We start from the raw sequence: 12,266 nt of genomic DNA on the forward strand, positions 1-12,266 counted from the left end.
CTCGCACTCGTACTCACGTGACGACTTTCGAACGGGACGCGAAAACCCTTGAACTGCCCTGGCGGTTCACCGGCCGTGAGGACGAACTGGACCTGATCCGCCGGTCCCTCACCGCGGGTCACCACGGCATCGTGGTCACCGGCCCGGCCGGCTGCGGCAAGACCCGGCTGGTGACCGAGGCCGTGCGCGGCGGCGACCGCGCCCGCGCGGCCGGTACGCCCGAGACCCGGCACATCCCGTTCGCCGCGTTCGCGCACCTGCTGCCCGAGTCGGTCTCCCTGCACCGCGCCGTCCAACTGCTCTCCGGGGTGCGCCTGTTGCTGGTCGACGACGCCCATCTGCTCGACGACGCCTCGGCCGCCCTCGTCCACCAGCTGGCCGTGCACGGCCGCACCCGCCTCATCGTCGTCGCGGCGGACGGCGCACCGTGCCCCGCCGCCGTCGCCCGGCTGTGGACCGGCGAACTGCTGCCGCGCCTGGCCCTGGAGCCGCTGCCCCGCGAGGACATGGAACAGCTCCTCGCGGCCGGCGTCGGCGGCCCCGTGGAGCCGCTCACCCTGCGCCGGCTGCTCCACCTCGCCCAGGGCGATCTGCGGCTGCTGCGCGACCTGGTGGACGCGGTGCGCGAGCGGGCACCGCACACACGCGGGAAGGACACCGACGCCTGGACATGGCGCGGCCCGGTCCCGGTGACGGCGGCGATCCGCGAACGCACCGCCGAGGCCCTGGCCCGTCCCTGCCGCGAGGAGCGCGCGACGCTCGAACGGCTCGCCTTCTCAGAGCCCTTGCCGCTGCCCATGGACGACCTCGACCTGCGGGCCCTGGAAGCCCTGGAGGCCGACGGCCTGGTCACGGCCGACGACCCCGGCGGCGCCCGCCTCGCCCACCCCCTGCACGGCCCGGTGCTGCGGGCCGCGGCCGGCAGGCTGCGGGCGAGGCGGCTGGCCCGCACCCCCGACCAGTGCGGACCGGCGCTCGCCGCCGAGACGGCCGCTCTGACCGCGCGGATCGAACAGACCGACGTACGCGTGCTGCCGGCCCCGGTGGGGGAGTGGCTGGCGCACGAGGGCGCGCCCGTACCGGCCGCAGACGCGGCCGTGCGCGCCCGGTTCTCGCGGCTTCGGGGGGAGCTGCGGGAGGCGGCGGCCTGGGCGGGGGAGGGACTGCGGAACGCGCCGGGGGACGCGTCCTGCCGCAGCGAACTCGCCCTGGCCGCCGCGCAGTCGGGGGACGCGGCCACCGCCCAGGAGGCGGTCGCGGGGCGGCCGGAGCTCCAGGAGCCGGCCGCATGGCTGGCGGCGGCCCGCGGGGACGTGGAAGGGGCGGCGCTGGAGGCCTTCGACGGGCGGGACGCGTACGCCCTCTACGACGCCGTACGCCTCGGCGCCCCCGACAAGGTCGCCGGACGCCTCCCCGAGGGCGGTGTGTTCGCGCGGCACGCCGACGCGCTCGCCCGGGGCGACGGGCCGGAGCTGGTCCGGGTGGCCGAGGCGCTGGAGGAGCGCGGCTTCGAGCTGTTCGCGGCCGAGGCGCACGCGCAGGCCGTACGGGCGCACCGCGACCCGAGCGCCGCCCGCGTCGCACGCACGCGTGCCGCCGCCCTCGCCCGCCGTTGCCAGGGCGCCCGCACCCCGGCCCTGTCCGGGCTGGTCCTCGGTGAACTCACCGCCCGCCAGCGGCAGATCGTCACTCTCGCCGCCGCCGGTCTGAGCAACCGGCAGATCGCCGAACAGCTCACGCTGTCCATCCGGACCGTGGGCAACCACCTCTACAGCGCCTACGCCCGCCTCGGCGCGAACGACCGGGCGGCGCTGGTGTGGCTCGTGGACCTGCCGGACGCCCGATCGGCCTGAGCCACCTCATGGACCGGCGGTCTGACCCCCAGGATTCGGGGGAGGGGTCAGGCCGCCACCCCATGCCCGCACCTCGGGTGCCTCGCGGATGTCACAGGCGGACGCGCCGTCTCGTCGTAGAGGATGCCCACGACGTCGTCCCGAGGAGAGGCAGGCATGACCAGGACCGAGGAGTTCCAGGAGCTGCGGCCGCTGCTGTTCTCGATCGCCTACCGCATCCTGGGCAGCGTGAGCGAAGCGGAGGACGCCGTCCAGGAGGCCTGGCTGCGCTTCGAGGGCGCGCCGGCCGAGCCACGGTCCGTGAAGGCCTACCTGTCGGCCACGGTCACCCGGATCTCCATCGACGTGCTGCGCTCAGCTCGCGTGCGGCGGGAGCACTACGTCGGCCCGTGGTTCCCGGAGCCGCTGCTCGCCGACCCCTACGAGGACCCGGAGCGTGCGGCGGAGCTGGCCGACTCCGTGTCGATGGCCGCCCTGCTGTTGCTGGAGCGGCTCAGCCCGCTGGAGCGGGCGGTGTTCGTCCTGCGCGAGGTGTTCGACTTCGGCCACCCCGAGATCGCGTCGGCGGTGGGCCGCTCGGAGGCCGCCTGCCGCCAGCTCGTGGTGCGGGCCCGGCGCCACATGGCCGCAGGCCGGCCCCGCTTCGACGCCGACCGCAAGGAGCGTCAGGAGCTGGCGTCGCGGTTCTTCGACGCCCTGCGCGAGGGCGACGTCGCCGGCCTGCGCGACCTGCTCGCCGCCGACGTGTCGATGGTCGGCGACGGCGGCGGCAAGGCCCCGCAGCTGGCCCGCGCGGTCATGGGCGCCGACAACGTCTCCCGGCTGCTCGCCTCCGTCCTGCCCCGGATGGCCCGTATCGACGTGACGTTCGAGCCGCACGAGCTCAACGGCCAGCCGGGCGCGGTCTTCCGCGACCGGGACGGCAGGGTGCTGCACACCCTGGCCCTCGACGTCCTCGACGGCCGGATCCAGGCCATCCGCCTGGTGATCAACCCCGACAAACTCGCCCACCTGGGCCCGGTGGCAGACGCCTGGGCGATCTCCGCCGAGCTCAAGCGAGCACCGCGGGGGTGACGCACGGGCGGGGTTCTCTACGCCGGTGACGGACGCCTCGGGGGATCGCCGTGAGCCGAGGGGTGAACGTGCGTAGGCGGGGCCCGCGCGCCGGTGGCGGGCGCCTCAGGGGATTCGGCACGGGCGGGTCCTGTCGGGCCGGCGGCGGATGCCTACGGGATTCACCGTGAGTTCAACGTGTGCCGAGGGGGTGGGTGACCCGCGCGGGCGGCGTCTTCAGGCCGCGCCGAAGGCCGTGAAGGCCCAGCCCGTTGCCTGGTGGAGGGCGTCGTCCGGCAGTGCGGTCCGTGCGTCGCGCAGTGACTCCGCCAGGGACAGGCCCGCGCTGAGCCCCTTGTGCAGCGCCAGCATCAGGGGCACCACGGCGTGGTCGTTGACGGGCGCGCTGCTCGCCACGACCCCCGCCGTGCCCAGCGGCAGCAGCGCGGTGACCAGACCCAGCAGCTCGTCCGCGCCGACCGAGGCGAAACGAGCGGTGTCGCAGCTGGAGAGGATGATCCGGTACGGGCTGCGGTCCAGGCGCTCGAAGTCGTGCACGATGAGCGGCCCGTCCGCCATCCGCAGCGAGGAGAACAGGGGACTGTCCGCGCGGAAGGTGCCGTGCGCGGCGAGGTGGACGAGCGTGGCCCCGTCGAGTTCCTCCAGCACCCGCGGCACGCGCGCGTGCTCGTGCTCCAACAGCACCGGTCTGCCGTACCGGCCGACGAGTTCGGGCACCTCCGCACCACCGGTGGCCAGGCCCGGACCGCGCACCAGCACATGGCGGCCACCCGGCGGCGGCTCGGTCTCACGCGCCCGCAGCCAGCTGCCCGCCGACGGCGACACGCTCAGCACCCGCTCGCGCAGCGCCGGCAGCAACGCCCACGGCACCCGGTGCAGCCGCCCCGGCGGTACGACGACCACGGGCCCGGAACCCAGGTGCGCTACGGCCGGCCCCAGCAGCAGCTCCTCAAGGCGGCGGCCCATCTCCTCCACCAGCGGAAGGCGGGCCTCCGCCCCGGGGTGGGCCAGACGCCGCAGCCCGGCCTGCACATGCTCGGCCTCCACCTCGGCGTCGGCCAGCAGCCCCGCCTCGAACCGGCGCACCCGCCCGTCCCCGCACAGCAGCACCTGCACCCGCCCGTCCAGCACGGCCAGCTCCACCAGCCGCGTGCCGCCCAGCCCGGCCAGGAGCCGGGCGGGGTCGAAGCGGCGCTCGTCGCCGGCCGCGTCACCGCGCATGTGCAGGGTGCGGGAGCGGATCTCCCGCTCCAGGCGCCGCTGCTCACGCTCCAGGGCGGGGATGGGGCGGCCGTCGCTGCGGGCCTCCTCCGCGCGGGCCGCGATCTCCCGGAAGGCGGTCAGGCTGCCGAGCAGCGCCTGATCGGCCGGGGGCCGGGTGGGCGGCGTGGACAGCACGGTCGCCCGCCAGCGTTCGCTCCACGTCAGCAGCCGCCGCGGCGCGCCCGAGTCGAGGCTGACCCGCTGGGCGAGCGCGGCGAGTTCCGCACCCTGCGCGGTGGCGCGGGCCCGCAGCTCCGAGGCACCCAGGGTCGTGCGATGGTCGTCGAGCACGTCCAGCCCGCGCCGGCACGCCTCCAGCACGCCCCGGCCCGAACCCGCGGCCCGGGCCCGCAGCGCCTGCGCCGCCCAGCCCGTCATCCGGGCCAGCGGAGGCCCGCTGTGCCGGCTGCGGGCCGCGACGGCCAGATGCCGCTCCGCGTCCGCCCGCCAGCCCAGCCCCAACGCGATCCGGCCCGCCAGCAGCGAGGCCTCCGGTGCGGCCGGCGCGCCGAAGGCGGCGAGCCGGTCGGCGACCGCGGCCGCGTCCGCGACCAGCCGCCCCGAGCCGCGCCCGGCGGCCAGCCGCGCCTCGATGAGCACCAGCCTGGCGTGCGTCTCCCACCAGGTGCGCCGCTGCCCGGCGAACAGCCGTACCGCCAACGCGGCGCGGGCGATCGCGGTGTGCGCGTCCCCCGCCAGCCGGGCCGCCCGCGCCGCGACCAGCAGCAGCTCCGCCTTGCGCGTCGACTGGCCGCCGATCCGGTCCAGCGCCCCGATCGCCGCGTCCGCCTCGGCCAGCGCCTCCGGCACCAGGCCCGCGGCCATCAGCACCTCGCAGCGCCGGATGTACAGCATGAACGACGGCGTGCCGAGCTTGAGGTAGCGCTCCTCGGCCTCGTCCAGCAGCCGCAGCGCGGCCGGCACGTCCCCCTGCCGGAACGCGGCCAGCCCCCGGCTCTCGACGACGTCCGCCTTGTCGTGGTCCTGCCCGGTGGTGTCCCACAGCGCCTCCGCCGACGCGAAGTCGGCGTCCGCCCGCTCCACCGCGCCGAGCGCCAGATGCACGGTCGCCCGCAGGGTCAGCGCCCGCGCCGTCCAGATGACGTCGTCGGCCTGCCGCAGCACGGGTATCGCCCGCCGCACGTCCTCCAGGGCCTCACGGTGCCGGCCCAGCACCCAGGAGGCGTACGCCCGCCGGAACAGCACGCGCGCGCGGGCGTGCCCGCTGCTGACGGCGACACCCCGCTCCAGGGCCTCCAGGCCCTGCCGGGTGCGCCCCGCGTGGATCAGGGCCACGCCCAGCGCGGCCAGCACGTCCGCCTCACGCTCGGGGTCCTGGGCGCGCGCGGCAAGATCACGGGCGCGGCGCAGATGGCGCAGCGCGATCCTGAGGTCGCCCCAGTCCCGCTGCCAGATGCCGATCGCCTGGTGCGCCACGGAGGCGCTCCACGGTGACGGATCGGACTCCAGCACGTCCTGAGCCCGCGCCAGAGCCTCGTTCGGGGCGGCGAACACCATCGGCAGCAGTTCGAGCACCGAGTCGCTTCCCGCTGTCACCCTGAGGATGGTAACGGCCCTGGTGGCGCCCCACACCCGTTTGGCGCTGTATCAGGTGACGCCCACGTGACTCTGAACTGACGACAGCTGCCTCGAGGGGGAGGACACGCCATGGCACCACAGCGATTCCACGAGCAGTTCGACCAGATCCAGCGCTCCATGCCCGCCGTACCGCTGGCCCTGGGACCCGACGACTCCGCGGAGTTCGTCTACGAGAAAGGCGTGGTCCTCGCCCGTGACGGCGAGGAGGCCCGGCTCGTCGAGGACACCGTGCGCACGCACTTCACCGAGGCGACCGGCCTGAGCGGCGACCAGGTGCGCCGGGGGAGCCCGGAGACCAACCGTTCGGGAATCACCCGCATCCAGGTCGGCGACCCCGGCCACGGCGACCGGCGCGGCGACCGGGCCGTCGCCCACGCGCTGCGCGCCCTGCGCGGGCACGAGTCCCGCGCCGGCCGCCGCCTGGTCAGCCGCAACCACGTGGTGTCGCTCGCCGTGAACTCCTGTCCCGGTGACGAGCCCGTGCCCGCCCCGCTCACCCAGGGCACCAATCCCGCCGCGGCGGAGGGCGGCCACGACGCCGACACGGCGGTCGACGTCCTCGTCGTCGACAACGGACTCACCCACGACTACTCCCTGGTGCCGCTGCTCGCCCACGTCCAGGGCGACCTGCACGGCACCGAGACCGACGCCCAGGGGAACCTCCTGCAGTACGTCGGGCACGGCACGTTCATCGCCGGGCTCGTCGCGGCCGTCGCCCCCAACACGAACATCACCGTCCGCAACACCCTCAACGACGCGGGCGCCGTCCTGGAGGACGAGTTCGGCCAGCGGCTCTTCGACGCGGTCGACCGCAACGGCTGGCCGGCGATCCTCAGCCTCTCCGCGGGCACCTCCAACGGCCGTGACGACGGCCTGCTCGGCGTCGCCGCCTTCATGGAGGAACTGCGCGAGCAGAACACCCTGCTGGTCGCGGCGGCCGGCAACAACTCCAGCGCCAGTCCCTTCTGGCCCGCCGCCTACGCCGGCCTGCCCGAGTACGCGCACGCGGTGCTGTCGGTCGGCGCGCTGCGCACCGACGGCGAGTACGGCGCCTGCTTCTCCAACTACGGCCCCTGGGTGAAGGCCTACGCCCCCGGGGAGCGCCTCACCAGCACGCTGACCGGCTTCGACGTGCCCGTGCCGTACCTCTACCAGCACAGCACCTACGACGCCTGCAGGTACAACTTCACCTACGCGTGCACGTGCCAGTCGCCGCGCCACACCGGTGTGCTGAGCGAGGCGGGCACGCCCACCTCGGGCAAGGCCGATCAGGTGATGTTCGAGGGCTACGCGCACTGGAGCGGCACCTCCTTCGCCACCCCGGTGGCGGCCGGGATGATCGCCGCCTTCATGACGGCCGACAAGGAGGGCGACGCGCGCGCCGCCCGCAAGCAGCTGCTCGCCGGGGACACGGCGTACGCGGAGGTGCGCGGGGCACACGTGCCGGCGCTGCTCCCGGCAGGCTGGCGTCCGTCGCCGGTCACGCAGCTGGTGCCTCCCGCATGAGGTGCGGAACGGTCCCGTCCACGGCGTACGATGACAGGCCGTACACGAGGAGTGGGACCGTGGACCGAGCACATGTCGGCGCGCTGGTCCGGACCGCCGTCGACGGCGACGCGGCGGCCTGGAAGGCGCTCGTGGAGGGGCTGAGCCCACTGGTGTGGTCGGTCGTGCGCGCACACCGGCTCTCCGACGCCGACGCGCACGAGGTCTACCAGACGGTGTGGTTCCGCTTCGCCCAGCACCTGGGGCGCATCCGCGAACCCGACAAGGCCGGCTCGTGGCTGGCCAGCACCGCACGGCACGAGTGCCTCAAGGTGCTCAAAAGCCTCAAGCGGCTGACTCCGACGGACGATCCGCAGCTGCTGGACCGGATCAGCGAGGACCGTACGCCGGAGCAGTCCTTCCTCGACCTGGAGGAGGCCGCCGCCGAGTCGGAGCGGATCAGGCACCTGTGGCAGGAGTTCGAGGAACTGGGCGAGCGGTGCAGGCAGTTGCTGCGCGTCCTGATGGCCACGCCGCCGCCCAGCTACCAAGAGGTGTCCGTTGCCCTCGGGATCGCCGTGGGCAGCATCGGACCGCTGCGCCAGCGCTGTCTTCGGCGTCTGCGGGCGCGGCTCGAGGCACGGGGAGCGGTGTGAGGGCATGGACGACGACATGAACGGCATGGACGACATGGACGGCGAAGAGCCCCTCGACGGCGAGGACTTCGGCCTCGACCTGCTGGAGGAGGAGCTCCGCCGGGCCGCGGCCGTCCTCGACCCCGTCCCGGCCGAGCTGCGGCAGATGGCCGTGGAGGCGTTCGCCCTGCACGACCTCGAGGCGCGGCTCGCCGAGCTGACCTTCGACTCGGTGGTCGACGCCATCCCTGTCCGGGGAGCCGCCGACCCGCCGCGGATGCTGACGTTCCACGCGGGCGGCGTGACCGTCGACGTGGAACTGACCGCGCACGGGCTGATGGGCCAGGTGCTGCCCCCGCAGTCGGCCCGGATCGAGGTGCTGACCGGCCCGCACCCGGGCGCCCCGCTGACGACCGACGAGATGGGACGCTTCACCCACGACCGGCCCCCTGCCGGCCCCTTCGCCCTGCGGCTGCGGACCGGCGAGGGAGTGCTCGTCACCGACTGGCTGACGGTGTGACCAGGGGCTCCGCCGGCCGGCCCGAGGTCAGCCGGCGGGGCCGGTGACGGCGTCGACGAGGGTCGCCAGCGCCGCCGCCAGCCGGCCGAGCCCCGGTCCGGCGGGGCCGCCCGGTTCGGTCATGTAGGTGTCCCGCCGGATCTCCACCATCAGCGCGCCGACCCGCGCGTCCGCGCCGTGGAACCGAAGCGGCACGTACGTCCCGGCGAACGGGCTGTCCAGTCCGGTCTCCCCGCAGGACGCGAACGCCTCCCGTGCCGCCCGCAGCAGTGCCGGTGGCGTGTGGAAGGAGTCGGTGCCCAGGCAAACCGGCGGACGCGGGCCTTCGCCGTGCAGTTCGTAGGGCAGGGCCGCGGTCGGGTAGGAGTGCACGTCGACGATCACGGCGCGCCCCGTCGCGGCGAGCCGGTCGGCCACCGCGTCCGTCATGGCCCGCGCGTACGGCCGGAAGTACCGCTCGATCAGCGGATTCGGGTCGGTGTCCGCGGGCCGCAGCGCCTGACCATGCGTCGTCCGCGTGTACACCGCGCCCATCCCGACGGCGAGCATCTCCTCCCGCTCGTCGGGGAACCGCTCGGGGTCGACGACCAGGCGCGACAACCGGTTGACGAACCGCCACGGCGTGACGCCGGCCGAGCGCGCCGCCGCCTCGGCGAGCTCGGCCGTGTGGGCGTCGGTGATGTGGTCCAGCTCCCGTTCCAGCGCCGCCTCGTCCAGCACGATGCCCGTACGCACCTCGGCGGGGATCCTCCGCGCCGAGTGCGGCACATGGAGGATCACGGGGGAGCCGGGCGCGCCGGGCAGGAGCTCGAAGGACGGCGCGTCGGCGTGCGGCATGGGCTGCTCCCTGCGGTTCGGCGTCACGTACGAGGAGCTATCGTCGCCCGCCGAACTCCCATTCGTGGACCTCGACGTCGGCGTACCGGTCCACGGTGAGGACGGCACGGGCGGTTTCCGGGTCCGGGGCCCGCAGCAGGGCCGCCGTCCCCAGCCAGGTCTTGCCGTCGTCGGACAGCAGCGGCCCGTACGCCACCAACTCGTCCCTGTCGGACGGCGGTTCGAGGTCGACGGCCTCTCCCGCACCGAGGCCGAGCACCAGGTACCGGTTGCCTCCGCTGCGCCCGCCGGGGAACTCCCACATGGTGCGTCCCAGCAGATTCCGCCACCGGCGCAGCAGCACGTCCCGGTACACGCCGGCCTGGTGGTTGGGTTCGTCGAAGGCGAACGCCCGGGCGGCGGTCGCGTCCGGCAGATCCACGATGTGCACGCTGCCGGTCGGCGTGTCACCGCCTGCCGCGAAGGTCGGACCGCGGGCGATCAGCTCGGCCGCGTAACGGTCCATGTAGGACCAGTGCGCCTCCAGCAACTCGTCCCGCAGGGTGGCGGAGCCGGGCCGGTCACGGTGATAGCAGAAGAACTCCATGAGGGCAGAGTCTGCCCAGGCCCGCGGGCCGCCGCCACGCGATATCCGGGGCCACTGTCGGACCCCTTGCCCGCTCTCCGCGAAAGCCGACGTCCCGGCGGCGGGTGCCTGCCGGGACGTCGGCTCGAAAGGTGACGGGGACCTGGCGTCAGCTCAGGGACGCCAGCGCCTCGTTCCAGGTGGCCGAGGGGCGCATGACCGCCGCCGCCTTGGCCGGGTCGGGCTGGTAGTAGCCGCCGATGTCGGCCGGCTTGCCCTGGACGGCGTTCAGCTCTTCGACGATCTTCTGCTCGTTCGCGGCGAGCGTCTCGGCGAGCGGGGCGAAGGCCTTGGCCAGGTCCGCGTCGTCGGTCTGCCGGGCCAGCTCCTGCGCCCAGTACAGGGACAGGTAGAAGTGGCTGCCGCGGTTGTCGATGCCGCCGACGCGACGGGTCGGGGACTTGTCCTCGTTCAGGAAGGTCGCCGTGGCCCGGTCGAGGGTGTCGGCGAGCACCTTGGCCTTCGGGTTGTTCGTGGCGCTCGCGTACTGCTCAAGCGACGGCACCAGCGCGAAGAACTCGCCCAGGGAGTCCCAGCGCAGGTAGTTCTCCTTGACCAGCTGCTGGACGTGCTTCGGCGCGGAGCCGCCGGCGCCCGTCTCGAACAGGCCGCCGCCCGCCATCAGCGGGACGACCGACAGCATCTTGGCGCTGGTGCCCAGCTCCAGGATCGGGAACAGGTCGGTCAGGTAGTCGCGCAGGACGTTGCCCGTCACGGAGATCGTGTCCTCGCCGCGGCGGATGCGCTCCACCGACAGCTTGGTCGCCTCGACCGGGTTCAGGACGCGGATGTCCAGGCCCTCGGTGTCGTGCTCCGCCAGGTAGGTGTTGACCTTGGCGATCAGGTTGGCGTCGTGCGCGCGGGTCTCGTCGAGCCAGAACACCGCCGGGTCGCCGGTGGCGCGGGCGCGGGTGACGGCCAGCTTCACCCAGTCCTTGATGGGGGCGTCCTTGGTCTGGCAGGCGCGGAAGATGTCGCCGGCCGAGACGGTCTGCTCCAGCACGGCGTTGCCGGCCTGGTCGACGAGGCGGACCGTGCCGGTGGTGGGGATCTCGAAGGTCTTGTCGTGGGAGCCGTACTCCTCGGCCTTCTGCGCCATCAGGCCGACGTTCGGGACCGAGCCCATGGTCGACGGGTCGTAGGCGCCGTTGGCCCGGCAGTCCTCGATCACGGCCTGGTAGACACCCGCGTACGAGGAGTCCGGCAGGACGGCGAGGGTGTCGGCCTCCTGGCCGTCCGGGCCCCACATGTGGCCGGAGGTGCGGATCATGGCGGGCATCGAGGCGTCGACGATGACGTCGGACGGCACGTGCAGGTTGGTGATGCCCTTGTCGGAGTCGACCATCGCCAGCTCCGGGCCCTCGGCGAGCTCGGCGTCGAAGGAGGCCTTGACCTCGGCGCCCTCGGGCAGTGCCTCCAGGCCCTTGTAGATGCCGCCCAGACCGTCGTTCGGGGTCAGGCCGGCCGCGGCGAGCGTCTCGCCGTACTTCGCGAACGTCTTCGGGAAGAACGCGCGTACCACGTGACCGAAGATGATCGGGTCGGAGACCTTCATCATCGTGGCCTTCAGGTGCACGGAGAACAGCACGCCCTGCGCCTTGGCCTCGGCGACCTGCGCGGTCAGGAACTCGCGCAGCGCGGCGACGCGCATCACGGAGGCGTCGACGACCTCGCCCTCGAGGACGGGGACGGACTCGCGCAGCACGGTCGTGGAGCCGTCGTCGCCGACCAGCTCGATCCGCAGCGCGCCGGCCTCGGAGATGACGACGGACTTCTCGGTGGAGCGGAAGTCGTTCTCGCCCATGGTCGCCACGTTCGTCTTGGACTCGGAGGTCCAGGCGCCCATGCGGTGCGGGTGGGTCTTGGCGTAGTTCTTGACCGAGGCGGGGGCGCGGCGGTCGGAGTTGCCCTCACGCAGGACCGGGTTCACGGCGGAGCCCTTGACCTTGTCGTAGCGGGCCTGGATCTCCCGCTCCTCGTCGGTCTTGGGGTCGTCCGGGTAGTTCGGCAGCGCGTAGCCCTGCGCCTGCAGCTCGGCGACGGCGGCCTTGAGCTGCGGGATCGACGCCGAGACGTTCGGCAGCTTGATGATGTTGGCCGCGGGCGTCCTGGCCAGCTCGCCCAGCTCGTGCAGGGCGTCCGGGATGCGCTGGTCCTCGCTCAGGTACTCCGGGAACACCGCGATGATGCGGCCCGCAAGCGAGATGTCCCGCGTCTCCACGGAGACACCCGCCTGCGAGGCGTACGCCTGGACCACCGGCAGGAAGGAATACGTCGCCAGGGCCGGGGCCTCGTCAGTGTGCGTATAGATGATGGTCGAGTCAGTCACCGGGTGCTCCGCTCCACGTCTGCAACATTGCTCGACATCAAGATAT

9 protein-coding genes are annotated in these 12,266 nt (G+C 73.7%); 5 read left to right on the plus strand and 4 right to left on the minus strand.

Annotated elements, in window-relative coordinates; all coding sequences use genetic code 11:
• Positions 1-17 precede the first annotated feature (17 nt).
• Both FBY22_RS11735 and FBY22_RS11740 read left to right on the plus strand, forming a co-directional pair.
• A complete protein-coding gene (locus FBY22_RS11735) occupies positions 18-1,853 on the plus strand; it encodes a LuxR family transcriptional regulator (RefSeq protein ID WP_142144797.1) in 1,836 nt (611 codons plus the stop codon).
• A 156-nt stretch (positions 1,854-2,009) separates the two neighbouring features.
• Entirely contained in the window at positions 2,010-2,927 is a 918-nt protein-coding gene (locus tag FBY22_RS11740) for an RNA polymerase sigma-70 factor (protein WP_142144802.1), read from the plus strand.
• A gap of 216 nt (positions 2,928-3,143) precedes the next feature.
• Here the strand turns inward: FBY22_RS11740 and FBY22_RS11745 are convergent, their stop codons facing one another.
• The gene (locus FBY22_RS11745) at positions 3,144-5,708 is read right to left on the minus strand and encodes a CHAT domain-containing protein (RefSeq protein WP_142147548.1); all 2,565 of its coding nucleotides are present in this window, start codon (positions 5,706-5,708) and stop codon (positions 3,144-3,146) included.
• Positions 5,709-5,858: 150 nt separating this feature from the next.
• On the opposite strand from FBY22_RS11745, the gene FBY22_RS11750 reads away from it, so the two are divergent.
• The 3 genes from FBY22_RS11750 to FBY22_RS11760 are packed head-to-tail and all read left to right on the plus strand — an operon-like array spanning position 5,859 to position 8,429.
• Positions 5,859-7,295 carry a S8/S53 family peptidase gene (locus FBY22_RS11750; protein ID WP_142144804.1) on the plus strand — a complete coding sequence of 479 codons (1,437 nt, stop codon included), beginning with the start codon at positions 5,859-5,861 and terminating at the stop codon, positions 7,293-7,295.
• A 59-nt stretch (positions 7,296-7,354) separates the two neighbouring features.
• Positions 7,355-7,930, plus strand: coding sequence for an RNA polymerase sigma factor (locus FBY22_RS11755; protein WP_142144806.1), 576 nt, complete (start codon positions 7,355-7,357; stop codon positions 7,928-7,930).
• Between the two features lie 4 nt (positions 7,931-7,934).
• Positions 7,935-8,429 carry a hypothetical protein gene (locus FBY22_RS11760; RefSeq protein WP_142144808.1) on the plus strand — a complete coding sequence of 165 codons (495 nt, stop codon included), beginning with the start codon at positions 7,935-7,937 and terminating at the stop codon, positions 8,427-8,429.
• A 27-nt stretch (positions 8,430-8,456) separates the two neighbouring features.
• Here the strand turns inward: FBY22_RS11760 and FBY22_RS11765 are convergent, their stop codons facing one another.
• From FBY22_RS11765 to FBY22_RS11775, 3 genes are all read right to left on the minus strand, one after another.
• On the minus strand, positions 8,457-9,266 hold the full coding sequence (locus FBY22_RS11765; RefSeq protein ID WP_142144810.1) for an N-formylglutamate amidohydrolase: 810 nt from the start codon (positions 9,264-9,266) through the stop codon (positions 8,457-8,459).
• A gap of 37 nt (positions 9,267-9,303) precedes the next feature.
• Entirely contained in the window at positions 9,304-9,852 is a 549-nt protein-coding gene (locus FBY22_RS11770; RefSeq protein WP_142144812.1) for a YciI family protein, read from the minus strand.
• Positions 9,853-10,000: 148 nt separating this feature from the next.
• Positions 10,001-12,220 carry an NADP-dependent isocitrate dehydrogenase gene (locus FBY22_RS11775; protein ID WP_142144814.1) on the minus strand — a complete coding sequence of 740 codons (2,220 nt, stop codon included), beginning with the start codon at positions 12,218-12,220 and terminating at the stop codon, positions 10,001-10,003.
• Positions 12,221-12,266 lie beyond the last annotated feature (46 nt).

It is taken from the genome of Streptomyces sp. SLBN-31, assembly GCF_006715395.1.
GTDB lineage: Bacteria > Actinomycetota > Actinomycetes > Streptomycetales > Streptomycetaceae > Streptomyces.

Coding starts and splice junctions, on each gene's coding strand:
- FBY22_RS11740 (WP_142144802.1), top strand. CDS start 2,010: ATGACCAGGACCGAGGAGTTCCAGGAGCTGCGGCCGCTGCTGTTCTCG.
- FBY22_RS11745 (WP_142147548.1), bottom strand. CDS start 5,708: ATGGTGTTCGCCGCCCCGAACGAGGCTCTGGCGCGGGCTCAGGACGTG.
- FBY22_RS11750 (WP_142144804.1), top strand. CDS start 5,859: ATGGCACCACAGCGATTCCACGAGCAGTTCGACCAGATCCAGCGCTCC.
- FBY22_RS11760 (WP_142144808.1), top strand. CDS start 7,935: ATGGACGACGACATGAACGGCATGGACGACATGGACGGCGAAGAGCCC.
- FBY22_RS11765 (WP_142144810.1), bottom strand. CDS start 9,266: ATGCCGCACGCCGACGCGCCGTCCTTCGAGCTCCTGCCCGGCGCGCCC.
- FBY22_RS11770 (WP_142144812.1), bottom strand. CDS start 9,852: ATGGAGTTCTTCTGCTATCACCGTGACCGGCCCGGCTCCGCCACCCTG.